Raw genomic sequence first — 23,347 nt, 5'->3', positions numbered from 1 at the left:
GCGGGCTTGCCCGCGATGGGGCCAGACCTGCTGCCCTCAATCCCCCTTTGGCAACTCAATCACAAACCGCGTCCACCCCTTATCCGATTCGCAACGAATCTGCCCGCCATGGGCGCGGATGATTGACTGGGTAATCGCCAATCCCAACCCCGCATGCTCGCTGCTGCCTTCACGACGCGCCGGGTCTGCCCGGTAGAAGCGGTCAAACAAACGCGGCAACAAATCTTCAGAAATCCCTTCACCACTGTTTTCGACAGTCAGGCTCAAGCCTGTCGGCTGCTCGACAATCTTCACCCGCACCTGGCCACCGACCGGGGTAAACCGCAACGCATTGTCCAGCAAATTGGACAGCGCCCGACGCAACATGCTGCGGTCGCCCTGCATGCTCGCGCTGCCGTCACGACTCAACTTCACCTGAGCGTCCTCGGCCAGCGGCGCAAAAAACTCCAGCAGCACATCGGCTTCTTCCGCCAGTTCCAGCGCTTCGCGCTTGGGCATCAGCAAGCCGTGGTCAGCCTTGGCCAGGTACAACATGTCGTTGACCAGTTGCGCCATCCATTGCAGTTCTTCGAGGTTGCTGTGCAGCGCTTCGCGGTAATCCTCGATTGGGCGAGGGCGGGTGAGGGTGACCTGGGTGTGGGTCAGCAGGTTCGACAGCGGTGTGCGCAGTTCATGGGCGATGTCGGCGGAGAACGCCGAAAGCCGCTGAAAAGAGTCGTCGAGGCGTCCGAGCATGGCGTTGAAACTGTGGGCCATTTCCGCGAGTTCTGGCGGCATGTCTGCTTCCGGCAGGCGCGCGTTGAGCGATTGCGCCGAAACACCGCTGGCGACCGCACTCATGCGTCGCAGCGGGCGCAAACCACTGCGCGCGGCCCAGGCACCGAGTAGGGCGGTGGCCAGCGCCGACAAACCGACCGTCAGCCAAATCAGGTGCTGCATGCGCTGCAGAAAGTGCTGGTGATGGGTGATGTCCAGCAGCAGGGTCAGTTGCGGTGAATCGGGTTTGTCGAGGAACAGCGGTGCATTCAGGACGCGATAGTCGGTGCCGTCATCGCTTACCGTCGATAGGCCCAACTGGCGCGGCAAGTCTTTGGGTAAACGCTCCGAGCTGTCGTACAACCGTTGGCCGTCACTGCCGATGATGCGCAGCGAAAGATCGGCTTGTCGGCTCAATTCATCGGCCAGCCTGGTCTCGCTTTCGCTGGACTGAATGTCATCCAGCGCCCGGCGCAAACCAATCAGTTTGCCATCCAGCAACTGCTGGTCCAACTCGATAAAGTGCGCCTCGCTGGCGCGGCTGAACAACACCCCGGCGAACAACGACACCACGGCAGTGCAAGCTGCGAACAGCAGCGCCAGACGATTGCTTAGTGAGAGTCGGCGCATCAGGCAGGGCGCTCTTCAAGGACATAACCCATGCCGCGCACGGTGTGGATCAACTTGTTCGGGAAGTCATCGTCGATCTTCAGGCGCAAGCGGCGGATCGCCACTTCGATAACATTGGTGTCGCTGTCGAAATTCATGTCCCACACCTGGGAAGCGATCAGCGACTTGGGCAGAACTTCGCCTTGTCGCCGCAGGAGCATTTCCAGCAGGGCGAACTCCTTGGCGGTCAGGTCGATGCGCTGACCGTTGCGCTCGACCCGGCGGCGGATCAGATCCAGGCGCAAATCGGCAAGTTGCAGGCTGGTTTCCTGAGGCGTGGCGTTGCCGCGACGCAGCAGACTGCGAACCCGCGCCAGCAGTTCGGAGAAGGCGAACGGTTTGACCAGATAGTCGTCGGCACCCAGCTCCAGGCCGTGCACTCTGTCCTCCACTGCGTCTCGGGCTGTAAGAAACAGTACCGGAGTGTCCAGGCCAGCGCCGCGCACCGCTTGCAGAATCTGCCAGCCATCGCGACCAGGCAGCATCACATCGAGAATCAACAAGGCGTAATCGCCGCTCAACGCCAGTTGCTGGCCGGTGTTGCCGTCTGCCGCCAGTTCGGTGGTGAACCCGGCCTCGGTCAGGCCCTGACGCAGGTAATGGCCAGTTTTCGGTTGGTCTTCGACAATCAGCAGTTTCATGGGCGACTCGGGCAGTTGGAACGGGTGCGTTATACCGTGGGCGGCGGCGATGCAGGCCAACCTGACAAAGTTGTAATTTGTCTGTCAGGTGGTTGGCAGTACCCGCAGCTTAGAGTTTCCCACAAGCTGAACCTTATCTTGTTGGAGCGCGACTATGTTTTTGCAAAATCGTCTGGTACTGGCTGCTTGCTTGCTGACTCTGAGCCTGGGGCTTGAGGCTTCACCCGCGCATTCCTATGACTTCGGTCAACCGGCGGCGGCGACCAAGGCTACCCGCAGCATTGAAGTGGTGATGGGCGACATGTCCTTCACTTCCAAGGCAATCGATATCAAGGCCGGGGAAACCGTGCGTTTTGTACTGGTGAATAAAGGCCAGTTGCTGCACGAATTCAACCTCGGCGACATGGCGATGCATGCCCGGCACCAGCAGGAAATGCTCCAGATGCAGCAAAGCGGCATGCTGATGCCTACAGGGCTGAAGGCAATGGACCACGGCTCCATGGGCCATTCTTCCGAAGGGCATGGGATGAAACACGATGACCCGAACAGCGTGCTGGTGGAACCGGGTAAAACCGCCGAGCTGACCTGGACCTTCACCAAGGCCACCAATCTGGAATTTGCCTGCAATATCCCCGGCCACTATCAGGCCGGTATGGTCGGCAAACTGACAGTCAGTCAGTAAGCACTCAAAGGCGGGAGCAAAGGCTGGTAGAATCCGCTGATTCTTTAGTCAGGTTTCCGCCATGCATCCCGCAGCCGAACATTCGCCGCTGGGCAAATCCAGCGAATACATCGCCACCTACACTCCGTCCTTGCTGTTCCCGATCCCGCGTACCGCGAAATGGGCGGAGCTGGGCCTGACGGCTGAAACCTTGCCGTACAAGGGCGTGGACTTCTGGAACTGCTTCGAACTGTCGTGGCTGTTGCCATCCGGCAAGCCTGTGGTGGCGATTGGCGAATTCAGCATTCCGGCGGATTCGCCGAATATCATCGAATCGAAGTCGTTCAAGCTGTACCTCAACTCGCTGAACCAAACAGCGTTTGCCGATACCGCAAGCCTTGAGGCGACACTGGCGAAAGACCTCTCGGCCGCTGCCGGCAAACCGGTGGGCGTGCGGATTCGCAGCTTGAAAGATGTTGAGGCAGAAGGCGTCGTGGCGTTGCCGGGTGTGTGCATCGATGACCTGGACATCAGCGTCAGCAACTATGAGCACCCGCGCCCGGAACTGCTGCGGTGCGATGAGTCGCTCATTATTGAAGAGAGCGTGCACAGCCATTTGCTCAAATCCAACTGCCCGGTCACCAGCCAGCCGGATTGGGGCAGCGTAGCGGTGGAATATCGTGGCGCGGCGCTGGACCATGCGAGTTTGCTGGAATACATCGTGAGCTTCCGCCAGCACTCGGACTTCCATGAGCAGTGTGTGGAGCGGATTTTCCTCGACCTGCAACGGTTGCTGAAACCAGAGAAACTGACGGTGTATGCACGGTATGTGCGTCGCGGCGGGTTGGACATCAACCCGTATCGCAGCACCGAAGACGTGCAACTGCCGAACCATCGCTTGGTCCGTCAGTAAAGCTTCCACAAGGGATTGCATTTCAGGTCGCAGACATTAAAAAGCCCCGCTATCGATAGCGGGGCTTTTTGCATCTGGCGGGTTCAGATCCCCATGTTGCCCAAGGCTTGCACGATGTTGCGCAAGGTGCCAGCAAGGGTTGGGTGTTCAAGTTCGAAGCGCTCGACGGCCAGGTTCACATTGTCGGCGAGGTTGGTGTCCTGGGTTTTGGTTTCGAGTTCAAGCTCAAGTTCGATCTGTTGCATCAGCGTGTGCAGGTCTTCGCGCTCGGCTTCGGTCAGCGGTGGATTCTGTTCCAATTGCTCGCGCAGTTTGTTGAGCTGTTCTTGCAGTTCGCGGGCAGGCATGGCGTTCTTCCTTTTATCGATAGGCACTGGCATAGACCGCAGCAGCATGCCAAAGGTCTATGGCTTGACCTTTAGATTAATCCACTCGCGCGCAACCTGCATGCCTTCATAGGTGTGAGGCGGCGATCAGGGCTTTTCGCCCTTGAGCCGGCGCAGGCTGATATCGGCCAGGCAGGTGTCGAGTTCGCCCAGATGATCGATCACCGAATGCACGCCCAGGCCGAACAACTGCATTGTCGCCTTGCCGCGCAAGTGTTCCCGTTCCTTTTGACTCAAGGCCTGCCATTCGCTGGGGGCCAGCCCGCACAGCGAGCCGCAGGACGCCAGGCCAATGGTCCACAAACCGGCATTCAGGCCCGATTGCAGAAGACGCGGTTCGCCGCTGACCAGCACGCAACCGTCCAGACGTTCGACATTCAACGCCATCAACGCTTGCCAGCAGGCGTTCGGGGCCGGCCATGGATTGATTGTTGCCGGGTGTTGCGAAGGTTTGATCCAGTCCGGGAGTGCCGCGGCCAGAGAGTGGCTGAGGGCGGGGGACAGTTCATCGAGCCAGGCGCAAGGAATCTGTTGGCGCTGCAAGCTGGACAGGCTATCCAGAGCGCCGAGCGTGACTTCGGCATGCTCGGCAGTCAGTGTGCCGGCTTGGCGAGTGCGTGCGCCGAAATCCACCAGACATCCACTGAGGCCGAACAGTACAGCGGTCAGGCTGGGTGCGATGAGAGGCGAGGTTTCGGCGCGTGGCATGTCAACATCCTTGAAATAGTAACAAGGCTATTCGTGGACGGTGACAGTTGAGTGACACTGATGTGAATCGCTCCCAGCCAGGAACAGTCAGTCGCAGGCCATCGCGCACGATGCTGCCTAAACCGTGTTATCCATCATATACTAGCGGTCTTTGCGACTGGGCCAAGCGCCCGCGTCAGTACAATCCAAGGAGTTTCTCTATGCGCTGGAGCAATCGACTCGCTCAGCTTTGTATGTGTGCCAGTGTATTGCTGGTTCCGTTTGCGGCTCAGGCTGCCACGGAAGAAGATCCTTGGGAAAGCATTAACCGCCCGATCTACAAGTTCAACGATTTTGTCGACACTTACGCACTGAAGCCATTGGCTCAGGGCTATCAATTCGTCACGCCGCAGTTTCTGGAAGATGGCATCCACAACATGTTCCGCAATGTCGGCGACGTGACCAACCTCGCCAACGACGTGTTGCAGGTCAAACCCGCCGCGGCAGGCGTCGACACCGCGCGCTTGATCTTCAACACCACCTTCGGCCTGCTGGGCTTCTTCGACGTGGGCACTCAGATGGGCCTGCATCGCAACGATGAAGACTTCGGCCAGACCCTCGGTTACTGGGGCGTGGGCAGCGGTCCATACGTAATGCTGCCGTTCCTGGGCCCAAGCACCTTGCGTGATGCGCCTTCCAAATATGTCGACGGCTATACCGGCCCATACCGCTACATTCACGACGTGCCGGTGCGTAACTCGATCTTTGGCCTGAACATCGTCGACGCCCGCGCCAGCCTGTTGTCGGCCGAGAAGTTGATCAGCGGCGACAAATACACCTTCATTCGCAATGCATACCTGCAGAACCGCGAATTCAAGGTCAAGGACGGCCAGGTCGAAGACGATTTTTAATCTCGACCGGTAAAACGAAGGCGGCCATTTGGCCGCCTTCTTTCGTTTGGCTTACGGGTTAAATCGGGTTATTTCATCTTCAGGATTGTAAGCCCGAGTTTCTGACTGCCACCGTCCTGTGCTTTCACCCACACCACTTCGGTATCGGCCTCAAGGCCTTTTAGCGCCGCGTGATCGGAATCAATCCGCACACTGAGCCGGTCACCGACCTTGAATAAGCGGGGCGCCTCAACCTGCATACCGCTGCTGGAAAGGTCGATGCAGACGGCTGGCACCTCATCGCCCTCATGAATCAGCGCCACATCGGCATCGACCCGCATGCGGATGAAATCGCGCTTTTCGCTGTAGTCCCGATCAGTTTGGCTCATGGGCTCGATCCTTCCTTTGGGTTACGGTTTTGCCTGTTCTTATAACTCTCGGTGATTTGACAAGTAAAGACGTCAAGCGACCATCGGCGTGAGCTTGAAACGCCTCGCGGATGGGAGTACCGTCTGCGCCTTAGAAGGGCACCTTTGGTGGACTTGTGAGTAGGGCAAACGCTCGAAAACAGTGCAGCCAGAGAGGCTAGAAAGCGAATCCAGTAGTGTGAGCAGGGCCAAATGCCCAGCCTGCTACGCCAACCTAATTCTGGCGCCGTTTGCCCACATGCCAAAAACCAGTGCCACGCTGCTGATAATCGATGATGACGAAGTAGTGCGCGCGAGCCTCGCGGCCTACTTGGAAGACAGTGGTTTCAGTGTCCTGCAGGCCAGCAATGGCCAGCAGGGTCTTCAGGTATTCGAGCAAGACAAGCCCGATTTGGTCATCTGCGATCTGCGCATGCCGCAGATGGGCGGACTCGAACTCATTCGCCAGGTCACCGAGCTGTCGCCGCAAACACCGGTAATCGTGGTGTCGGGCGCCGGCGTGATGAACGACGCGGTCGAGGCCCTGCGCCTGGGCGCGGCGGACTACCTGATCAAGCCTCTCGAAGATCTGGCCGTGCTCGAGCACTCCGTGCGCCGGGCCCTGGATCGTGCGCGCCTGCTGCTGGAAAACCAGCGCTACCGCGAGAAGCTGGAAAAGGCCAACCGCGAGCTCGAAGCCAGCCTGAACCTGCTCCAGGAAGACCAGAACGCCGGTCGCCAGGTGCAGATGAACATGCTGCCGGTCAGCCCCTGGAGCATCGACGAGTTCCAGTTTGCGCACCAGATCATTCCGTCGCTGTACCTTTCGGGCGATTTCGTCGATTACTTTCGGGTCGATGAGCGTCGGGTAGCGTTTTACCTGGCGGACGTTTCCGGTCATGGCGCCTCTTCAGCCTTCGTTACCGTGTTGCTGAAGTTCATGACCACGCGCTTGCTGTTCGAATCCAAGCGCAACGGCACATTGCCGGAGTTCAAGCCTTCAGAGGTTCTTGGTCATATCAACCGGGGCCTGATCAGTTGTAAGCTGGGTAAACACGTCACAATGGTCGGTGGAGTCATCGACGAGGAGACCGGTTTGTTGACCTATAGCATCGGCGGTCATCTGCCGTTGCCTGTGTTGTACACGCCAGACAGTGTTCGTTACCTGGAAGGGCGCGGTCTGCCGGTGGGCCTCTTCAATGAAGCCACCTACGAAGACCACGTACTGGAATTGCCGCCAGTGTTCAGCTTGACGCTGATGTCTGATGGCATTTTGGACCTTTTGCCAGAACCCACACTCAAAGATAAAGAAGCTGCTTTGCCTCAACGGGTGAAGGCAGCGGGCGGCAGCCTGGATGGTCTGCGCCAGGTTTTTGGATTGGCCACGCTAGGGGAGATGCCGGATGATATCGCCCTGTTGGTGTTGAGCAGGAATCTTTAATGAGTACCGGTAGAATCCAGTTCGCCGAGCAGGACGGCACCTTCGTCCTGAAGTTCGTCGGTGAAGTTCGCCTGACCCTGTGTTCGGCGTTGGATGCGACTATTGAGCGGATCTTCACTGCGTTGAATTTCAACGCCATCGTGATCGACCTGACCGAAACCCGCAGCATCGACAGCACCACCTTGGGCCTGCTGGCCAAACTGTCGATCCTGTCTCGGCAAAAGGTCGGCCTGCTGCCGACCGTCGTCACCACCCACGAAGACATCACCCGTCTGCTGCAGTCCATGGGCTTCGAGCAAGTGTTCAACATCGTTGACCGCCCGATCCCATGCCCTGAATGCCTGACCGACCTGCCAGACCAGGACCAGTCCGAAGAAGTGGTACGAATCAAAGTCCTCGAAGCGCACAAAATCCTCATGGGTCTGAACGACTCCAACCGTGAAGCGTTCCATGACCTGGTGAATGCGCTGGAGCGGCATTGATCCTTTGAAGTGATGGAGGGCCGCTCTGGCCCCATCGCGAGCAGGCTCGCTCCCACACTGATCTCAGCCATACCATAAATCCCTTTGGGAGCGGGCTTGCCCGCGAAGGCGTCCGCACATCCACCGCGGGCACCAGCGCGAAGCCAACCCAATCCCCACTACCAAACGCACACAAAAAAGGGCGAACCCGCTAAGGTTCGCCCTTTTTGCATCGCTGCGAGCTAGATCACAGCTTGGCCTGCAACAACGCCTCAAGCTTCTCCTGATCCCGAGCAAACTGCCGAATCCCCTCAGCCAGCTTCTCGGTCGCCATCGCATCCTCGTTGGACAACCAACGGAACTGCGCTTCATTCAAGCTCAGGCGCGCTTCACCAGCATGCCCGGGCGCCAATTTGCGCTCCAGCTTGCCAGTGTCCACCGCCAGCTTCTCCAGCAGATCCGGGCTGATGGTCAGACGATCACACCCAGCCAACTGCTCAATCTGATTCAGATTACGGAAGCTCGCGCCCATCACCACAGTCTTGTAGTCATTGGCCTTGTAGTAGTTGTAGATACGCGTCACCGACTGCACGCCCGGATCATCCGCGCCGGTGTAGTCGTTACCGGTGGCTTTCTTGTACCAGTCGTAGATGCGGCCCACGAACGGCGAAATCAGAAACACCCCGGCATCGGCACAAGCGGCAGCCTGAGCGAAGGAGAACAGCAGTGTCAGGTTGCACTGAATGCCTTCCTTTTCCAGCTTCTCGGCAGCGCGAATGCCTTCCCAGGTCGAAGCGATCTTGATCAGCACACGATCACGGCCAACGCCGGCCTTGTCGTACAGGTCGATCAGACGGTGCGCACGCTTCAATACGGCGTCAGTGTCGAACGACAGGCGCGCATCCACTTCGGTGGAAATACGACCCGGTACAACCTTCAGAATTTCTTGCCCTACCGCAACGCCGAAACGATCGCTGGCCAGGCCCACATCGCCCTTGCAGTCGTGAACGCAAGCGTTCAGCAACTCGGCATAAGCGGGAATGGCCGCCGCTTTGAGCAGCAGGGAAGGGTTGGTGGTAGCGTCCACGGGTTTAACGCGAGCGATTGCTTCGAAGTCGCCGGTGTCGGCAACCACGGTGGTCATTTGTTTGAGTTGTTCCAGCTTGGAAGTCATGGGCGTGCTCTGTCCTATGGGTCTAATGACATTACCCGAGCGCTTGCAGCCACTCAAGGGCGCGTACGTGTATCGATGGCCCCAGCGGCAACAACCTGAAAACGGATGTTTGAAAGGCGGGGCGTGGTATCGGTAGATACGATGCTGAAATGGGGGACAGGTTCAACGCAGGTGACCGTTAACGCCCCTCCAACAACTCCGCGGCCTGATCCAGCAACGCCAAAGGCTCTTTGGCCTTATGAATATCCACCGACAATAACTGCCGAAATTTCCGCGCCCCCGGAAACCCGGTGCCCAGCCCCAGCACATGCCGGGTGATATGGTGCATCGATCCACCCGCCAGCAGATGCTCGGCAATATAAGGCCGCAACTGCGCCAGCGCCTCGGCCCGGCTGATCACCGGTGCCTTGCTGCCGAACAGCTGCTGATCCACCTCAGCCATCACATAAGGATTGTGATACGCCTCACGGCCCAGCATCACGCCGTCGAACGTCTGCAAATGCTCGTGACAAGCCTCCAACGTCTTTATCCCGCCGTTGAGAATAATCTCCAGCTCCGGAAAATCCGTCTTCAACCGCGCCGCCACGTCATAGCGCAGAGGCGGAATGTCGCGGTTCTCCTTCGGCGACAACCCCTCCAGAATCGCAATCCGCGCATGCACCGTAAAACTCGTGCACCCGGCATCCCGAACCGTTCCGACGAAATCACACAACTGCTCGTAACTGTCCCGCCCATTAATCCCGATCCGATGCTTCACTGTCACCGGAATCGACACCGCGTCTCGCATCGCCTTCACACAATCAGCCACCAACTGCGGATGCCCCATCAGGCACGCGCCGATCATATTGTTCTGCACCCGATCACTCGGGCAGCCGACATTCAAATTCACCTCGTCGTAACCGTGCTCCTGGGCCATGCGTGCGCAGGCGGCCAGGTCCAGCGGGACACTGCCGCCGAGTTGCAGGGCGATTGGGTGCTCGGCTTCGTTGTGACGCAGGAAGCGGTCGTGGTCGCCGTTAAGGAGCGCGCCGGTGGTGACCATTTCGGTGTAGAGGAGGGCGTGCTTGGATAGTAGGCGTAGGAAGAAACGGCAGTGGCGGTCTGTCCAATCCATCATCGGGGCGACGGAGAAGCGGCGGGAGAGCGGGGCGGGTGTGGCGGTGATTAAGGGCATTGGCGTTTCTGGAATGGGTGAGGCTGGGAGGTGGGGAGTTTATCAGGATTGGGCTTGCGGAGCTCAGGTGAGTCTTGCTGAGGTAGTTGAGAGAGTGAGCACAGGAACGGGAGGGATTGAGCGACTTGGCACGAGACCGGCTAACTGTGTGCCCCGATTTTTCTTTCCATTCCTCTTTCCCCGTATGGTCATTGGTAAATAGCTTTGGATCTTTGTATAGTCGGCACAGGCGCCAAAGCGAAGGGACTTGCAACGAGGAGCCGTCGATATACGGACACCCCTGTAAGTTAATACGTGGTGTCCGCGTAATTACTTAGTGAGGTCAGTACTAAGTAGTAGCTAAATTTTGAAGGTATACGGCGAGTTCCAATTAATGCCATTGACGTTTGATTTCCTGCCACTGGTCGTCTGACAGCCACTTATCTGACGCCGGAAAGAAAATATTTTCCTCAGCGTCCATATGGTCGTAATATTTTTTGATGAAGTCATCGATAGTGTCAGCAATTACTCTCGTTTCCTGAGTTGTGTCCTCCAACATCTTCAGCTGTCCAGCAATGCGCCCAAATGCCTGATGATCTCGCTCGATATCCTTGACCCGTTGGTGGATCGGCGCCTCAGTCTCTAGCAAGGCCAGCCGAATAAGTTCTTCATTTTCATGGTGGTGTCGCTCTGCATCACCATGCAAGGCTTCCAGCATCTTGAACAACAGCTTGCAGTCATCAGCCCCATCGGGTTCATGCCTAATCTTCCTCAGCAACTCTTTGATCTGAGTAATTTTCATAGCCACTTCATGATGATAGGTCTGAAGTTCTTTCAACAAAACGTTCATATCAAATCCTCGTCACGACACCAAATCATCACGGAAAATATTTTTTTAACCAGCAACCTCCAAGGGTGCCTGCACTTTTAAATTTCAATATTTTCAATATTTTGCCAAACGCACTCGTTAGCACTATTTTACTTTTTTAGTATAGGCGAGCACAAAGCTCTCACCTCAGAAGATTTTCCGACCTTGGAAGAAATTGAAATATTAAGTGTATGTTTATATACACTATTTGATCTGTCGGATCGGGGACGACTGTATCAGGCTTGCTTTGAAAGGTGACTCACGGCTATGCACTCGCATTTGGAGTGGTGTTCTGTGGCGCGAGGGGCTTACGCCTCCCCACGCCGATGTGCAGCATTGATTACTTGGATGGCTCGACGTTATCCAGCGCCTGGTTCACCGCCAGCTCACCCAGCATGACGACTTGGGCGATGCCCAGCAGGGTTTTGCGGTGTGTCCCCTCCAGCAGCGCTGCAAAATCACTGAGCATAACCGTGGCCGATCCCAGTGACTCGCAGGCGTTGGCCAGCAAGGATTCGGTGTTGTATGCCGGGTTGGCTAGGAACATGCGCTCGGATTCGTTGGTCGTGGCCATGATTTGAGCGGCCGGTTTGAGATGGTAGTCGAGGGCGCGTTCGGCGGCTTCGTTGAGTTTTTTGGAATCAAGTGATTCGTATGGGGATGCCGGGTCTGTGATCGGCGGATTGGGTGTTGGTTTGAACATAGATAAAACTCCTCATGCCGTAAATAAAGGAGCCATCCAACCTCGCTACCAAACGAAGGTGGCGGCCATGCGCAGGTTGGTAGACCGGGACATGAGGAAGCCGGCGCACCCGAAGGTGCCCTGTGCATGACCACCATAAAGCCGAGACGAAAAACGCCGCGAATGGTGATGCTGTGCAAATCTCATGTACGGGCTACCAAACCCGATCGCTGTTTTTTCAGCGACGGGAAAACGATAAAGCCCAGACCTTAAGCGCACAAGCCGGTGGATTCTGGCGTAGTCGTAGGCAACGACGCAAGGCGTTGTAGCCTTTGTGAAGTAACCGCGAGTGTCTTTAAACACCCATTTAAACGAGCGGGTTTCTCCGAAGAAAACAAGGAAATATCTGACGTCTTTTTTATGGTGAGTCGTCGTGAATGTGGCGTTGATGTACCGAATAAGCTGCAGGGCGTTATCGCATCAGCTCCGTGACGGAGCTGCTAGACATCCTTTCTGTGGGCGAGGGCATCAGTCGTGATGCGTTGCTGTTAAGGGACTTCGCGCAGGTGTTGGCGATTCCGCTGCGCGATGGCTGCGATTTGATGGATGTGGTGGGCGGCGCTTGCAGGCGCAGGTGTAGTCGCCCTAATGAAGATAGGCGACCTGAAGAGGTCGCCCATTTGCTTCATCTTCTGGAGCTTTCCGGGCAACACACCTTCATGAACCCGTCGTCTATGTCACACCAAGCATGAAGGATTAAACTGCTGCGGTTTTCTGCTTCCTAAAATCAAGGATGAAACATGATTCGACCCTCATTTTCTAGCGCGTGGGCGGCTTCTCAACGGATTTACGACACCCTCAATCCATCTGGAAAAGTTGCGGCAGTCATCGGCGGCAATGTTGCAATGAACATTAACAGCCGTTATCCGGCCCTAAGGTGGGTCAACAATTTGACTGCGGTCTTGGTACTGGCTTTGGCAGCCGCACCTTCCAACAGTTGGTCCAAGGATGATTCGACCAACTCCCCACAGGCAGGCGAGCGCTCCTACGCGCAAAATTACAAGGATATGGTGCTGGCAGACTGCATCGCTACAGCCTACAAGAGCGAACCTGAAGCCGCCCAGGACGCCGGAAGCAGTGCCAGTGCGCTTATGGACTGGACCTATTTCGATCTGGAGCAAGCACCTCAAGCCGGTAGACCTCTGGTTGACCAGTTTCTGGCTCGTGATTATCACAATCCACTGGTCGAATCAGAGCGTCAAGGCGTTCGCTTTGAGCTGCTCAAATGCCTGGACCTGTATCACAGCAAAGAGTTGGACAGCCAGGTCAAACAATTGGTCATCAATCCCCAGCATACCTATCGTCAGGACAACCCGTCACGACCCAAAAAGGATTGACCCTGCACCGAGATTGACGATGAGCAGCCGTAACAATGATGGCAGCTGAACCAACGCTGTCGCTCAGCAATGTTTCATCAAGTTTGACGGGCTTGCGGCATAGGATGAACACCTAAGATGGTGTTGCCACGCTTTTAGCCCACAGGAAACTGAAAATGATCTCGAACCTGTTCAAAGTCGTGATGATCGCCGGCGCATTACTGTTGAGCGCCTGTTCGGGTATGAGCACCAGCACGTGCTTCTCAGAAGCCTGCCAACAGTTTGATGGCCATAGCCCCAACAAGGTGAACTTTGGTGGGAGCGCGATCGGGAACAGCTTCAATGAATACAGCTCAGGCTTGCTGCACGATTAAAGGTGACGCAACGGCTGAAATGCTTCCGCCGTTGCGTGATCTGCCTGATGCATCGCGAGTTCTGTTTTTGCGAGTGCTGCGCAATCGAACGCAGGCTTCGCCAGCTGCTACATGGCAGCGGCGACTAGCGGGCTATTTCGCCTCCGGCACCGCGATCCACTGCCCCAGAATTTTCTGGTAGTTCCCCGTCACCTTGGCCAGGTGCAGCCACTGATCGACATACAACTTCCAACTAATATCATCCCGCGGCAGCAGATAAGCCTTCTCCCCATACTGCATAAATTGCGTCGGGTTAACCGCACACAACCCCGGTTTAAGTTTCTGCTGATACAGCGCTTCCGACGCATCGGTAATCATCACGTCAGCCTTCTTATCCAGCAGTTCCTGGAAGATGGTCACGTTGTCGTGCAGCCGCAATTGCGCCTTGGGCAGGAAGGCGTGGACGAAGGCTTCGTTGGTGCCGCCGGCCGGTTCGACCAGGCGAACCGAAGGTTGGTTGATTTGGTCGATGGTCTGGTATTGCGCCTGATTTTCGCAGCGCACCAGCGGGATTTTGCCGTCGACGTCCAGCGTGGTGCTGAAGAAGGCTTTTTTCTGGCGTTCCAGCGTGACGGAGATGCCGCCGACGCCGATGTCGCATTTGCCCGCGAGCATGTCGGGCATCAGGGTTTTCCAGGTGGTCTGGACCCACTCAACCTTCACGCCCAGGCTGTCGGCCAGTGAGCGGGCCATGGCGATGTCGATCCCCGAGTATTCGCCGTCTTCACCTTTGAAGGTATAGGGTTTGTAGTCGCCGGTCGTGCAAACGCGCAGTTGTCCTTGTTGCAGGACGGTGTCCAGATGCGAAGGGTTTTCCTGTGCTTGAGCGCCGTAAGATAGAGCCAGCAGGCCACAGAGCATCATTGTGCTTTTTATGGTTTTCATTGTTATTGGGCTTTTGTGATGGAGTAGGGGCAAGGTGGGCTCAGTGTAGTGAAACCACTTCTTGACTGTCATCCATCACAATAAAGATGTCGCAGCGGCCACCCGCTGGGTGACGATGCCACGACATCCACCGATGGCCCGGCTCAATGACAGCAACAACTGGAGCCCCCACACCCGGACGTTTTCCTGACCTGCTCGTGACTGTCTGCGGCCAGCAGGCTGGCCGGATAACCAGCCTCCGTCAGCGCAGAGATTAGAGTGTTGCTTTGTACATCGCCCGTCACCTTGACCCGGCCATGCGCCAGATCGACCGTCACCTCGCCAACCCCCGCCAGCGGTTGCAGCGCCGCGTTGACATGTTTGACGCAGCTGCTGCAGCTCATGCCTTCGACTTGCAGTTCAATGCTGTTCATCAGTAAACCTCTTTTGGTGGCGGCGCCCATCAGCGCTTGAAGTCATCGTTGACCTTGTCACGATGGCAAGGTCAAGCGCTTGTTTCGTGCTCCTCTTTTGCGGTCGAGGTCATCCAGATAGTTCGTTATGCGATGCATGGGTCAGCGCCTGCCGCCGTGGTGATGGCCAAACAGGTGCATCAGCGGGCACAGCAATAGAATCAGGTAGGGCAGAATCGGGGAGATGTGGCCGTAATGCTCGCGGGCCAGGTAAAACAGACCGATCACCAGCAGCATGCCCAGCGCGATGCCGGGTTTGCTGCGCCAGAAGGAGGGGGCTGGAGGCGTCGAGGGAGGTGAGTGGTTCATGTGGCGAACTCCGTTCTGACGAAAGTGTCCTGGGGGGCTGCCATGCCAGCTAATGCGAACCTCAGCGACGGGGGCTATTGGCCCATCGGCATCTTCATCATGCTGGATTGCTGATCCATCATTTTCATCATCATGTCCATCATCGCCGTGCCTTGACCGTCCTTGCCGCCGGACATGCCTTTACCCATCCCCATCCCCCTGCCCATGCCTGGGCATTGGTCGTGCATCATGCCCATGCTGTTTTTCATCGTGGTCATGGCTTCCTGCATCGCCGCCTGGCGTTCGGCCGGGGTTTTGGCGGCGATCATTTTGTCGTGGGCCGCCTGCATTTTCTGCATCTGTTCGCTCATGGCCTTGTCTTGCATGGGCGTGGTTTGGGTGGAGTCGGTTGTGGGGGCGGCAGGCGCTGTTTCGGGGTGATGTTCGTCGGCGGCCAGCACCAGCAATGGGCTGCTGATGAGCAGAGCGGCTATGAGCGATTTGACGTAGGTGTGCATGACAATCTCCACAATATTAGGGGGATCGGCAGCGCTAAGCAGCTGCGGATCAGAGCATGTCGTGTTCCCGATAGAAGGGAATAATCCCGAACTTACGCTACGACCGGAGGGCGTTGTTGATCCATATCAAACTACGTCCACAGAGGCTTATTGTGCTGCGCAGGATAGATCCAGCGGGCCACAGAGCATCATTGTGCTTTTTATGGTTTTCATTGTTATCGGGCTTTTGTGATGGAGTGGGGTTCAAGCGGGAGTCAGTGTAGTGAAAGCGCTTCTCGACTGTCCTCCAGTGTCCCAATACCCCATTCATTCCAATGCGTGATACGTGCCAGGCAGGCCCGACACGTATCCCTTCACATTAGTTGTTTATCCACAAGCCAAGGACTTCGAACTCTTAAGATGCGCTTCAATCGAGTTGCTGGCAGAGTGGACTCTTACGCCCTTGAGTTTATCGAGTGGCGGCTCTTTCCAAAGCTTTGATGCGTCGATGGGAAGGACGACCTGTATAACAGTTCCTTGGGGCGGATCAGCGACAAAATCGAAGTCTTGAATGCCGTCAGGTGGGAACTGAATATAAACCCGTGGCTCCAGTCTCGGGTTTGTCCATCCAGCGGAACTCACGAGGCCAATTGCCGATATGTGTAGCTGCGGTGGGTTTGATTTAAGTATTTTTAAGTCGACATCCACTACCTTCATTACTTCAGCCATTTTCGATCTCCTTTTCGATAAGTGCGCCGCTTTTTCACCTTGGCGCTTGGGTGTTGAACCCTCTGGCTTGAAATCTGGTGTGGTTAGACGCTAGTAAAGGCTCCTGATCCTGTCCACTGACTGCTATGGCCGGTCATCGGATGCTGTAAAGCGTGTTTCCCTGCTTACATGCTCTACAGAGCGTCCATCTCCGGACTCAACGTCCCCAACCAAGCCACCAACCCCACAATCAACACCGCCGCCACCAATTCCACTACCACGCTGCGCCGCAATGCATTGGCCGCCTCCCGATGCTGGCCGTCCCGCAATGAACGCTCCAGAAACGGCCCAAGGTGAAACCGGTTCAATGCGGCGAGCACGAGCATCCCGGCAAACAGCGCCACTTTGATGAACAGCAAAATTCCATAAGTACTGAGAAAAACTTCATCCAGTTTTGGCCCGACGATGAACAGATAATTCACAACCCCCGTTATCGTGATGACCACCACGATGACTGCGCCAATCACCTCAAATCGATTAACCGCGCGGGCCAACAACCGGATGCGCGCTTCGGTTTGCAGAGCATTGATTTTCGCCATTAGCGCAAACGCCACCAACGCGCCCAGCCATGCCCCCGCCACTAGCAGATGCAGAATGTCTACCGCGAAATGCCAATCACGACGACTGCCTTCATCCATCGCCCCATGTCCGTTCCAGGCCAGGCTGGAGAGGGCGATACCGCCGGCAAAAGCTGCGATTAACAAGCTGAAACCAGGCGCACGGAGCATCACCGCCAAACCGGCAGTCAGTAGCGCAACGATGCGAACCACCCAAGCCAGACCCACGTCCGTCTCAAACACCATCATCTCGATGTGTGGACGAAGTTCGGCGAAGTCCGATTCCCCGCTCATTGCACTCGCCATCATCAACATGCTGGCAGCGGACAACACCGCACCCAGCACTGCCGTCCCCGCCAACATCGACCGGAACGGCAACACTGCGCCCGACATCCGCTCCCGCCCTTTAAGGCTGTACAGCCCAAAAAGCGCCACGCCAAACAACAGCATCAAATCCACATACAACGCAAAGCGCAGGGCAATGCTGATTGAGTCGCTCATCCATCACTTCACTTTGAACGTAACGTTGCCGGTGATCGGGTGAGTGTCCGAAGACACGGCGCGCCATTCGACTTTGTAGCTGCCGGTGGGCAATGGCGAGAGCGGGGTGATGACCATGGTTTTCGGGTCGCTGCCGCCGGAAACTTTGGCCTTCATCGGCATGGGCGAGTGGGCCATGCCGGGCATGGCGGTCATGACCAGTTTGGCGCCGGAGAATTGGGTCATGAGGTTCTCGGAGAAGCGCAGTTCGATGTTGCTGGGTGCGGCACCGTCCGCGCCTTCCGCCGGAGTGGAGGAGAGCAGTTTCGGGTGGGCTTGAGCCAGTGCGCTCATGAGCAGCCCGGTGGAAAGTGCGATGGCAACAGCGGTGGTTTTGATTGTGCGCATGCAAGGCCTCTTACCGCTTTAAGCGGTTGGTTTTTAGGTTTTTGAGTTAATACATTTAGAACCACAACCGAACGCCAAGCACGAGGCGGGCTTCGCTGCGGTCCTCGCCTTCGTCCCTGGCGTAGTCGGCGGTTTTGCCGTAGGTGCGGTTCCAGGTCACGCCGATATAGGGCGCGAATTCCCGGCGGATTTCATAGCGCAATCGCAGGCCGGCTTCGGTGTTGGACAGCCCGGAGCCGATGCCCCGTTGCGGGTCGTTTTTGCCGTAGACGTTGAGCTCGGCGGTCGGCTGCAAAATCAGTCGGTTGGTGAGCAGAATGTCGTAGTCACCTTCCAGCCGTGCGGCGGTCTGGCCACCTTCGCCGATGAAGGCCGTGGCCTCGGTTTCGAAGTTGTACAACGCCATGCCTTGCACGCCGAACGCGGCCCAGGTTTGCGGATCGCCGGGTTTGAAATCCTGGCGCACGCCGGTCACCACGTCCCACCAGGGGGAGATGGCGTGACCCCACAGGGCCTGGACTTCCGCGTCTTCGGTTTTGCCATTGACGCGTTCGCCTTCGGAGCGCAACCACAGGCGATCGATGTCGCCGCCGATCCAGCCGGACAGATCCCACGCCAAGGCGCTGCCGTCGTCAGCGTCCTGCCACTCGAGTTTGTCGGCGAGGAAGTAATAATTGAGCGCGGAGTCATGCACGGCATGGCCGGCGGGGCTGACGTAGACGGCGGCGCGGTCGGCGTCGGTCAATGCCGGGATCGGCGTGCGGCTTTGGGTTGGCGCGGCGGGCTGCATCTGGCCGTCGTCCATGCTCTGCATTTGGCTGTGATCCATGCCCGACATCTGGCTATGGTCCATGCCCTGCATGTCACCGGTGGCGGCCATGGCCGAAGAAGCCGTGAAGCCAGCGAGTGCCAAAGCGAGGCGGGTAGAGCGAATCAATCTGGTCATGGGTAGCGCCTCATTCTTCCACGCGAACTTCACGGAACATGCCCATTTCCATGTGGTACAGGAGATGGCAGTGATAGGCCCAGCGGCCGAGCGCGTCGGCGGTGACCCGGTAGCTGCGCTTTGATCCCGGCGGCATGTCGATGGTGTGTTTGCGCACCATGAACTGGCCGTTCTCGTCTTCGAGGTCGCTCCACATGCCGTGCAAATGAATGGGGTGAGTCATCATCGTGTCGTTGACCAGGACAATCCGGATTCTCTCGCCGTACTTGAGTCGCAGCGGTTCGGCATCGGAGAATTTCACGCCGTTGAACGACCAGGCGAATTTCTCCATGTGTCCGGTGAGGTGCAGCTCGATGGTGCGGCCGGGCTCACGGCCGTCCGGGTCTTCGAAGGTGCTGCGCAGGTCGGAGTAAGTCAGCACGCGGCGGCCGTTGTCGCGCAGGCCCAGGCCCGGGTCGTCGAGTTTCGGCGAGGTGGTCATGGCTTGCATGTCCACCAGCGGATTGTCTTTCTCCGTGTCTGGATGGGATTGCATACCGGCCATGCCGCCCATGGCCATGCTGCTGTGATCCATCCCGGCCATGTTGTCCATGCCTTGGATGTCACCGCCGTCCATGCCTGTCATGCTTTGCGTGGTGCTGTGATCCATCCCCGCCATGTCGCCACCCATGCTGCCGTGATCCATCCCGCCCATGCCCATGTCATCCATGGTCACCAGCGGTCGCGGATCCAGCGGTGGTACCGGCGCCGACAACCCGGCCTTCGCCGCAAGGGTGCCGCGGGCATAACCCGTTCGATCCATCGACTGGGCGAACAGGGTGTAGGCGTCCTGGGTCGGCTCGACGATCACATCAAACGTCTCCGCCACCGCGATACGGAATTCGTCGACGCTCACCGGTTTGACGTATTGGCCATCCGCCGCGACCACGGTCATTTTCAGGCCGGGGATGCGCACGTCGAAGTAGGTCATGGACGAGCCGTTGATGAAGCGCAGGCGCAGCTTTTCACCGGGGCGGAATACGCCCGTCCAGTTCATGTTTGGCGCCTGGCCGTTCATCAAGTAGGTGTAAGTGGCGCCGCTGACATCCGCCAGATCGGTGGGGTTCATCTTCATCTCGGCCCACATCTTGCGATCAGCGACCGTCGAGCCCCAGCCTTTCTCGCTGACGTCGTGGATGAAATCGCCCACGGTGCGCTTATGGTAGTTGTAGTAGTCCGATTGTTTCTTGAGTTTGCTCATCAGGTCGACGGCATCTTCGTCGGTCCAGTCGGTGAGCATCACCACGTAGTCGCGGTCGTACTGGAACGGCTCCGGTTCCTTGGCGTCGATCACCAATGGCCCGTAAATCCCGGACTGTTCCTGAAAGCCGGAATGGCTGTGATACCAGTAAGTGCCGTTCTGCCGGACCTTGAACTGGTAGACGTACATCCCATCTGGCTCGATGCCGTGAAAGCTCAGGCCTGGCACGCCGTCCATGTTGGCGGGTAGCAAGATGCCGTGCCAGTGAATCGAGGTGCTGTCCTTGAGTTTGTTTTTCACCCGCAACGTGACGGTGTCCCCTTCACGCCAGCGCAGCAGGGGGCCGGGAATGCCGCCGTTGATGGTCATCGCCGTGCGAGGGTTGCCGGTGATGTTGACCGGGGTTTCGCCGATGAACAGATCGAAGTCGGTACCGGCCAGCACGTTCGGTTCGCCGGGGCTGGTGACCGCCCAGACCGGCGTGCGCCACAGCCCGAGGCCAGCAAGAACCCCGCCAGCGGCGAGGCCCTTCACGAAAGTGCGTCTTGAGGTGTTGGAATGCATGCCGTTTTTCCCGTCCATCAGCCTGATGAAGTCCTCAAGTCCATCCTGAGCGGAGGGAGGAGAACTTAATGAGGTGAAGGCTAACGGGCGGCGCCTTTCAGCAGACTGAGGCCAAGATTACATTTCTGACAGTTTCATTTTGTGTTCAATGATTTTCCAGTCGGCCTGGCGGAGTCCGCCACGGTAGCGTTACCGCAATTGATATACGAAGAAGACTTCAACCAGCGCTGATCCGGATAGTAGGAAAACAACAACTGGCCATCCTTCATCGAGTCGATCAGCTGATGCGCAATTGCAGGCCTCACTGCCGGGCAGCCCAGACTTCTGCCGATTCGGCCATTCGCTCGCGCCAGGTCGGGGCTGACATACGGCGCGCCATGAATAACGATTGCCCGCTCGAAAGCATTGTCGTTGAAACCCGCCTCCAGCCCTTCCATGCGCAACGAATAGCCGTTCTGCCCGACATAGCTGGACTGAGTTCGGTACAAACCCAAGCTGGTGGCGAAGCTGGCATTGCGGTTGGAAAACTGGCGGGCCATGTTCTCGCCGCTGTTACGACCGTGGGCGACCAGTTCGTGGAACAACAATTTGCGTTGTTTAAGGTCGAACACCCAAAGGCGTTGCGCGGTCGAGGGCAGGGAATAATCGATCACTGCTAGTCTTTGAGCCGGAGCCGCACTTTGGGCCCGGCTGCATTGGGAAGCGCGTACGGCCAGGGCAATCACCTTGGCGTTGGCATTGGGGGCCGCTTTGATCAGCGCGGCTTCAAGCGAATCGGCGTAGGCTGCCGGTAAGGTACACGCGGTCAGCAACAGGGCCGTCATTAAAAAGCCGAAGCGGTCTAGGGCCATATGCAAGTCTCATCTGATTGTTTCGAGTCTAGCAGCGCGCACGACGCTAGCCGGTTGAAAATGGGAGATTAAGGATTATCCATGGGGCAGTTAACAAGGTTATTCGTCATAAGCCGCATATTTTTTATGGGCTTTCTGATAAGCGGCATGGCAATTGCGGAAACTTCGCCGATTGAGCCGCCATCTCCCGTTAGCGTGGTCGCGGAGGCAGCGCCTGGCGATTACGTTGGTCAGGCGATTCAGGCGGCGCTGGCGCCATTGAGTTCGGCGTTTCCCCCATTGCTCACCTCGCCACGTCATCAACGGGTCGACGTTAACCGAGCAGTGCTGGACTTTTACAGCCATCGTGGCTATCGCGCCGCCTGGACGGACGAGGACGATGTCGTCCAGTTATTGAAAAGCCTGAGCGACACCGGGGTCGATGGCCTGGACCCCGAGGATTTTCGAATTGCCGAACTGGTCACGGCCAGAAACTCGATGCAGACAACTGCGACAACCCCCGGGCAACGAGCGGCTTTTGATATCTCGGCGACCCAGACGTTTATCACGGCGCTGCTGCAGTTGCGGCGCGGCAAGGTTGACCCTTCGCGACTGGACATCCATTGGAATTTCGACCCGGTCGGCATCGACCCTCGGGAGGACGTTAATCTTTTCTTCGCCGCCCTCGACAGCCATGACGTCGCGCGCGCGTTCGCCCAGGCGCCGCCACAAGAAGCGATTTATGGCACGTTGCGACAGGGCCTGGCGCAACTGCGCAGGGTTCGCGACAGTGGCGGCTGGCCGAAGATTCCGCAAGGGCAGACCCTCAGGCCCGGCATGGACGACGCCTCGGTTGCGCAGTTGCGAGCCCGTTTGGTAGCGGGTGGTTATCTGACTGCGAAAATGAACGCGCGCTCCGACTATGACGACACCGTCATGGCGGCGGTGAAGAAGTATCAGGCCGAGCAATACCTCGGGGCGGATGGTGTGGCGGGGCCGGCGACACTCGCGGCGCTGAATGTGCCGGTCGAGGCTCGAATCGACCAGGTCCGCGTGAACATGGAGCGGGCGCGGTGGCTGCTGTACAAACTCCAAGGCACCTTTGTCATCGTCGACATCGCCGGGTACAAGGTTTCGTTCTATCGCGATGGCAAGCTGATATGGCGCTCACGGGTGCAGGTGGGTAAACCGTATCGCAGCACGCCGATTTTTCAATCCGAGATCACCTACATCACGTTCAACCCGACCTGGACCGTGCCGCCGACCATTCTGGTCAAGGACATGCTGCCGAAGATTCGCAACAATCCCGGTTACCTTAATGCAAACCGGATTCGTGTGATCGATCGGGAAGGCAATGTGCTCGACCCGTCGACCGTCGATTGGGACAACCCGCGCGGCCTTACGCTGCGGCAGGATGCAGGGTCGGACAACTCACTGGGGCAGGTGGTCATTCGCTTTCCCAATGACTACGCCATTTACCTGCACGACACGCCCCATCGCGAGTTGTTTGCGCAATCCAATCGCGCGACCAGTTCCGGCTGTATTCGGGTAGAAAACCCGCTGCAATTGGTGGAGCTATTGTTCAACGACCCGGTTCGCTGGGGCAGTGAAGGGATTCAAAAGCAGTTAGCCAACGGCAAGACAGAGAACATCAGGCTCCCCGTGAAAGTGCCGGTGCTGTTGGCCTATTGGACGGTGGACCTGAGTCTTGATGGGCGAGTGACGTTCAAACCCGATGTGTATGGGTACGATAACCCTGTGTTGCGTGCGCTGAATCTGCCTTCGGAACGGCCAACGCTGGACGGGAGGCGACCGGCGCCTCCCTCGATGGCGGTGGGGCAGAACAAGCTCTAA

27 protein-coding genes are annotated in these 23,347 nt (G+C 57.5%); 8 read left to right on the top strand and 19 right to left on the bottom strand.

What is annotated here, in order from left to right:
- Positions 1-36: 36 nt before the first annotated feature.
- On the bottom strand, positions 37-1,386 hold the full coding sequence (locus tag KGB18_RS02555) for a heavy metal sensor histidine kinase (protein WP_123720889.1): 1,350 nt from the start codon (positions 1,384-1,386) through the stop codon (positions 37-39).
- Positions 1,386-2,066: a heavy metal response regulator transcription factor gene (locus tag KGB18_RS02550; RefSeq protein WP_123720890.1), complete on the bottom strand. Its 681-nt coding sequence runs from the start codon at positions 2,064-2,066 to the stop codon at positions 1,386-1,388. The genes KGB18_RS02555 and KGB18_RS02550 overlap by 1 nt, the downstream gene beginning before the upstream one ends.
- 154 nt (positions 2,067-2,220) lie before the next feature.
- Between KGB18_RS02550 and KGB18_RS02545 the strand changes: the two genes are divergently transcribed.
- Together KGB18_RS02545 and queF are read left to right on the top strand one after the other, a co-directional pair.
- On the top strand, positions 2,221-2,748 hold the full coding sequence (locus tag KGB18_RS02545; RefSeq protein ID WP_123720891.1) for a plastocyanin/azurin family copper-binding protein: 528 nt from the start codon (positions 2,221-2,223) through the stop codon (positions 2,746-2,748).
- Between the two features lie 61 nt (positions 2,749-2,809).
- Positions 2,810-3,640, top strand: a complete 831-nt coding sequence (gene queF, locus KGB18_RS02540; protein WP_052965477.1) for an NADPH-dependent 7-cyano-7-deazaguanine reductase QueF — start codon at positions 2,810-2,812, stop codon at positions 3,638-3,640.
- Positions 3,641-3,723: 83 nt separating this feature from the next.
- On the opposite strand, the gene KGB18_RS02535 is transcribed toward queF, so the two are convergent.
- Positions 3,724-3,987 carry a DUF4404 family protein gene (locus KGB18_RS02535; RefSeq protein ID WP_123720893.1) on the bottom strand — a complete coding sequence of 88 codons (264 nt, stop codon included), beginning with the start codon at positions 3,985-3,987 and terminating at the stop codon, positions 3,724-3,726.
- A gap of 126 nt (positions 3,988-4,113) precedes the next feature.
- Positions 4,114-4,734, bottom strand: coding sequence for an HAD family phosphatase (locus KGB18_RS02530; protein ID WP_123720894.1), 621 nt, complete (start codon positions 4,732-4,734; stop codon positions 4,114-4,116).
- 200 nt (positions 4,735-4,934) lie between these two features.
- On the opposite strand from KGB18_RS02530, the gene KGB18_RS02525 reads away from it, so the two are divergent.
- Complete coding sequence (locus KGB18_RS02525; protein WP_123720895.1) at positions 4,935-5,624, top strand: VacJ family lipoprotein; 690 nt, start codon at positions 4,935-4,937, stop codon at positions 5,622-5,624.
- Between the two features lie 68 nt (positions 5,625-5,692).
- Here KGB18_RS02525 and KGB18_RS02520 read toward each other — a convergent pair whose 3' ends face one another.
- Positions 5,693-5,992, bottom strand: coding sequence for a PilZ domain-containing protein (locus tag KGB18_RS02520; protein WP_123720896.1), 300 nt, complete (start codon positions 5,990-5,992; stop codon positions 5,693-5,695).
- Between the two features lie 277 nt (positions 5,993-6,269).
- Here KGB18_RS02520 and rssB point away from each other — a divergent pair, with 277 nt between their 5' ends.
- The gene (gene rssB, locus KGB18_RS02515; RefSeq protein WP_038979995.1) at positions 6,270-7,451 is read left to right on the top strand and encodes a two-component system response regulator RssB; all 1,182 of its coding nucleotides are present in this window, start codon (positions 6,270-6,272) and stop codon (positions 7,449-7,451) included.
- Positions 7,451-7,933 (top strand): anti-sigma factor antagonist RssC, encoded by a 483-nt coding sequence (gene rssC / locus KGB18_RS02510; RefSeq protein WP_007935262.1) that lies wholly within the window; start codon positions 7,451-7,453, stop codon positions 7,931-7,933. The genes rssB and rssC overlap by 1 nt, the downstream gene beginning before the upstream one ends.
- A 226-nt stretch (positions 7,934-8,159) precedes the next feature.
- Here rssC and tal read toward each other — a convergent pair whose 3' ends face one another.
- The 4 genes from tal to KGB18_RS02490 form a co-directional block, all read right to left on the bottom strand.
- Positions 8,160-9,086 carry a transaldolase gene (gene tal, locus KGB18_RS02505; RefSeq protein WP_123720897.1) on the bottom strand — a complete coding sequence of 309 codons (927 nt, stop codon included), beginning with the start codon at positions 9,084-9,086 and terminating at the stop codon, positions 8,160-8,162.
- A 178-nt stretch (positions 9,087-9,264) separates the two neighbouring features.
- Positions 9,265-10,260: a tRNA dihydrouridine(20/20a) synthase DusA gene (gene dusA / locus KGB18_RS02500; protein WP_223569340.1), complete on the bottom strand. Its 996-nt coding sequence runs from the start codon at positions 10,258-10,260 to the stop codon at positions 9,265-9,267.
- A gap of 370 nt (positions 10,261-10,630) precedes the next feature.
- Complete coding sequence (locus KGB18_RS02495) at positions 10,631-11,089, bottom strand: hemerythrin domain-containing protein (RefSeq protein ID WP_123720947.1); 459 nt, start codon at positions 11,087-11,089, stop codon at positions 10,631-10,633.
- A 358-nt stretch (positions 11,090-11,447) separates the two neighbouring features.
- On the bottom strand, positions 11,448-11,810 hold the full coding sequence (locus KGB18_RS02490; protein WP_123720948.1) for a DUF6124 family protein: 363 nt from the start codon (positions 11,808-11,810) through the stop codon (positions 11,448-11,450).
- An 884-nt stretch (positions 11,811-12,694) separates the two neighbouring features.
- Between KGB18_RS02490 and KGB18_RS02485 the strand changes: the two genes are divergently transcribed.
- Together KGB18_RS02485 and KGB18_RS02480 are read left to right on the top strand one after the other, a co-directional pair.
- Positions 12,695-13,186 carry a type VI secretion system amidase immunity protein Tai4 gene (locus KGB18_RS02485; RefSeq protein ID WP_123720950.1) on the top strand — a complete coding sequence of 164 codons (492 nt, stop codon included), beginning with the start codon at positions 12,695-12,697 and terminating at the stop codon, positions 13,184-13,186.
- Positions 13,187-13,341: 155 nt separating this feature from the next.
- Positions 13,342-13,539 carry a hypothetical protein gene (locus tag KGB18_RS02480; protein ID WP_048395179.1) on the top strand — a complete coding sequence of 66 codons (198 nt, stop codon included), beginning with the start codon at positions 13,342-13,344 and terminating at the stop codon, positions 13,537-13,539.
- A 132-nt stretch (positions 13,540-13,671) separates the two neighbouring features.
- On the opposite strand, the gene KGB18_RS02475 is transcribed toward KGB18_RS02480, so the two are convergent.
- The 10 genes from KGB18_RS02475 to KGB18_RS02430 form a co-directional block, all read right to left on the bottom strand.
- Positions 13,672-14,463, bottom strand: coding sequence for a transporter substrate-binding domain-containing protein (locus KGB18_RS02475; protein ID WP_123720951.1), 792 nt, complete (start codon positions 14,461-14,463; stop codon positions 13,672-13,674).
- Between the two features lie 143 nt (positions 14,464-14,606).
- Entirely contained in the window at positions 14,607-14,876 is a 270-nt protein-coding gene (locus tag KGB18_RS02470) for a heavy-metal-associated domain-containing protein (RefSeq protein WP_123720952.1), read from the bottom strand.
- A 141-nt stretch (positions 14,877-15,017) separates the two neighbouring features.
- Positions 15,018-15,224 carry a DUF2933 domain-containing protein gene (locus KGB18_RS02465; RefSeq protein ID WP_223569339.1) on the bottom strand — a complete coding sequence of 69 codons (207 nt, stop codon included), beginning with the start codon at positions 15,222-15,224 and terminating at the stop codon, positions 15,018-15,020.
- A gap of 74 nt (positions 15,225-15,298) precedes the next feature.
- Positions 15,299-15,721, bottom strand: coding sequence for a hypothetical protein (locus tag KGB18_RS02460; RefSeq protein ID WP_123720954.1), 423 nt, complete (start codon positions 15,719-15,721; stop codon positions 15,299-15,301).
- A gap of 366 nt (positions 15,722-16,087) precedes the next feature.
- On the bottom strand, positions 16,088-16,429 hold the full coding sequence (locus KGB18_RS02455) for a hypothetical protein (RefSeq protein WP_123720955.1): 342 nt from the start codon (positions 16,427-16,429) through the stop codon (positions 16,088-16,090).
- A 173-nt stretch (positions 16,430-16,602) separates the two neighbouring features.
- On the bottom strand, positions 16,603-17,526 hold the full coding sequence (copD, locus tag KGB18_RS02450; RefSeq protein WP_123720956.1) for a copper homeostasis membrane protein CopD: 924 nt from the start codon (positions 17,524-17,526) through the stop codon (positions 16,603-16,605).
- Positions 17,527-17,529: 3 nt separating this feature from the next.
- A complete protein-coding gene (copC, locus tag KGB18_RS02445; RefSeq protein WP_123720957.1) occupies positions 17,530-17,913 on the bottom strand; it encodes a copper homeostasis periplasmic binding protein CopC in 384 nt (127 codons plus the stop codon).
- 55 nt (positions 17,914-17,968) lie between these two features.
- Positions 17,969-18,859, bottom strand: coding sequence for a copper resistance protein B (locus KGB18_RS02440; RefSeq protein ID WP_123720958.1), 891 nt, complete (start codon positions 18,857-18,859; stop codon positions 17,969-17,971).
- 10 nt (positions 18,860-18,869) lie between these two features.
- The gene (locus KGB18_RS02435; RefSeq protein WP_123721252.1) at positions 18,870-20,663 is read right to left on the bottom strand and encodes a copper resistance system multicopper oxidase; all 1,794 of its coding nucleotides are present in this window, start codon (positions 20,661-20,663) and stop codon (positions 18,870-18,872) included.
- A gap of 134 nt (positions 20,664-20,797) precedes the next feature.
- Positions 20,798-21,514, bottom strand: coding sequence for a murein L,D-transpeptidase catalytic domain family protein (locus KGB18_RS02430; protein WP_123720959.1), 717 nt, complete (start codon positions 21,512-21,514; stop codon positions 20,798-20,800).
- Positions 21,515-21,595: 81 nt separating this feature from the next.
- Here KGB18_RS02430 and KGB18_RS02425 point away from each other — a divergent pair, with 81 nt between their 5' ends.
- Positions 21,596-23,347 carry a murein L,D-transpeptidase gene (locus KGB18_RS02425; protein WP_223569338.1) on the top strand — a complete coding sequence of 584 codons (1,752 nt, stop codon included), beginning with the start codon at positions 21,596-21,598 and terminating at the stop codon, positions 23,345-23,347.

Origin of the sequence: Pseudomonas sp. BF-R-26 (assembly GCF_019947395.1) — a bacterium.
GTDB classification, from domain to species: Bacteria; Pseudomonadota; Gammaproteobacteria; order Pseudomonadales; family Pseudomonadaceae; genus Aquipseudomonas; species Aquipseudomonas farris.
The sequence above is the reverse complement of the archived record's forward strand: the minus strand, read 5'-3'. Positions and strand labels throughout refer to the sequence as shown.

Bases quoted from the DNA above. Each gene is read 5' to 3' on its own strand.
- KGB18_RS02545 (WP_123720891.1), top strand. From the start codon at position 2,221: ATGTTTTTGCAAAATCGTCTGGTACTGGCTGCTTGCTTGCTGACTCTG.
- queF (WP_052965477.1), top strand. From the start codon at position 2,810: ATGCATCCCGCAGCCGAACATTCGCCGCTGGGCAAATCCAGCGAATAC.
- tal (WP_123720897.1), bottom strand. From the start codon at position 9,086: ATGACTTCCAAGCTGGAACAACTCAAACAAATGACCACCGTGGTTGCC.
- KGB18_RS02480 (WP_048395179.1), top strand. From the start codon at position 13,342: ATGATCTCGAACCTGTTCAAAGTCGTGATGATCGCCGGCGCATTACTG.
- KGB18_RS02470 (WP_123720952.1), bottom strand. From the start codon at position 14,876: ATGAACAGCATTGAACTGCAAGTCGAAGGCATGAGCTGCAGCAGCTGC.
- KGB18_RS02460 (WP_123720954.1), bottom strand. From the start codon at position 15,721: ATGCACACCTACGTCAAATCGCTCATAGCCGCTCTGCTCATCAGCAGC.
- KGB18_RS02430 (WP_123720959.1), bottom strand. From the start codon at position 21,514: ATGGCCCTAGACCGCTTCGGCTTTTTAATGACGGCCCTGTTGCTGACC.
- copC (WP_123720957.1), bottom strand. From the start codon at position 17,913: ATGCGCACAATCAAAACCACCGCTGTTGCCATCGCACTTTCCACCGGG.
- rssB (WP_038979995.1), top strand. From the start codon at position 6,270: ATGCCAAAAACCAGTGCCACGCTGCTGATAATCGATGATGACGAAGTA.
- KGB18_RS02530 (WP_123720894.1), bottom strand. From the start codon at position 4,734: ATGCCACGCGCCGAAACCTCGCCTCTCATCGCACCCAGCCTGACCGCT.
- copD (WP_123720956.1), bottom strand. From the start codon at position 17,526: ATGAGCGACTCAATCAGCATTGCCCTGCGCTTTGCGTTGTATGTGGAT.
- KGB18_RS02555 (WP_123720889.1), bottom strand. From the start codon at position 1,386: ATGCGCCGACTCTCACTAAGCAATCGTCTGGCGCTGCTGTTCGCAGCT.
- KGB18_RS02550 (WP_123720890.1), bottom strand. From the start codon at position 2,066: ATGAAACTGCTGATTGTCGAAGACCAACCGAAAACTGGCCATTACCTG.
- rssC (WP_007935262.1), top strand. From the start codon at position 7,451: ATGAGTACCGGTAGAATCCAGTTCGCCGAGCAGGACGGCACCTTCGTC.
- KGB18_RS02475 (WP_123720951.1), bottom strand. From the start codon at position 14,463: ATGAAAACCATAAAAAGCACAATGATGCTCTGTGGCCTGCTGGCTCTA.
- KGB18_RS02465 (WP_223569339.1), bottom strand. From the start codon at position 15,224: ATGAACCACTCACCTCCCTCGACGCCTCCAGCCCCCTCCTTCTGGCGC.
- KGB18_RS02495 (WP_123720947.1), bottom strand. From the start codon at position 11,089: ATGAACGTTTTGTTGAAAGAACTTCAGACCTATCATCATGAAGTGGCT.
- dusA (WP_223569340.1), bottom strand. From the start codon at position 10,260: ATGCCCTTAATCACCGCCACACCCGCCCCGCTCTCCCGCCGCTTCTCC.
- KGB18_RS02485 (WP_123720950.1), top strand. From the start codon at position 12,695: ATGAACATTAACAGCCGTTATCCGGCCCTAAGGTGGGTCAACAATTTG.
- KGB18_RS02535 (WP_123720893.1), bottom strand. From the start codon at position 3,987: ATGCCTGCCCGCGAACTGCAAGAACAGCTCAACAAACTGCGCGAGCAA.
- KGB18_RS02440 (WP_123720958.1), bottom strand. From the start codon at position 18,859: ATGACCAGATTGATTCGCTCTACCCGCCTCGCTTTGGCACTCGCTGGC.
- KGB18_RS02520 (WP_123720896.1), bottom strand. From the start codon at position 5,992: ATGAGCCAAACTGATCGGGACTACAGCGAAAAGCGCGATTTCATCCGC.
- KGB18_RS02435 (WP_123721252.1), bottom strand. From the start codon at position 20,663: ATGCATTCCAACACCTCAAGACGCACTTTCGTGAAGGGCCTCGCCGCT.
- KGB18_RS02455 (WP_123720955.1), bottom strand. From the start codon at position 16,429: ATGGCTGAAGTAATGAAGGTAGTGGATGTCGACTTAAAAATACTTAAA.
- KGB18_RS02425 (WP_223569338.1), top strand. From the start codon at position 21,596: ATGGGGCAGTTAACAAGGTTATTCGTCATAAGCCGCATATTTTTTATG.
- KGB18_RS02525 (WP_123720895.1), top strand. From the start codon at position 4,935: ATGCGCTGGAGCAATCGACTCGCTCAGCTTTGTATGTGTGCCAGTGTA.
- KGB18_RS02490 (WP_123720948.1), bottom strand. From the start codon at position 11,810: ATGTTCAAACCAACACCCAATCCGCCGATCACAGACCCGGCATCCCCA.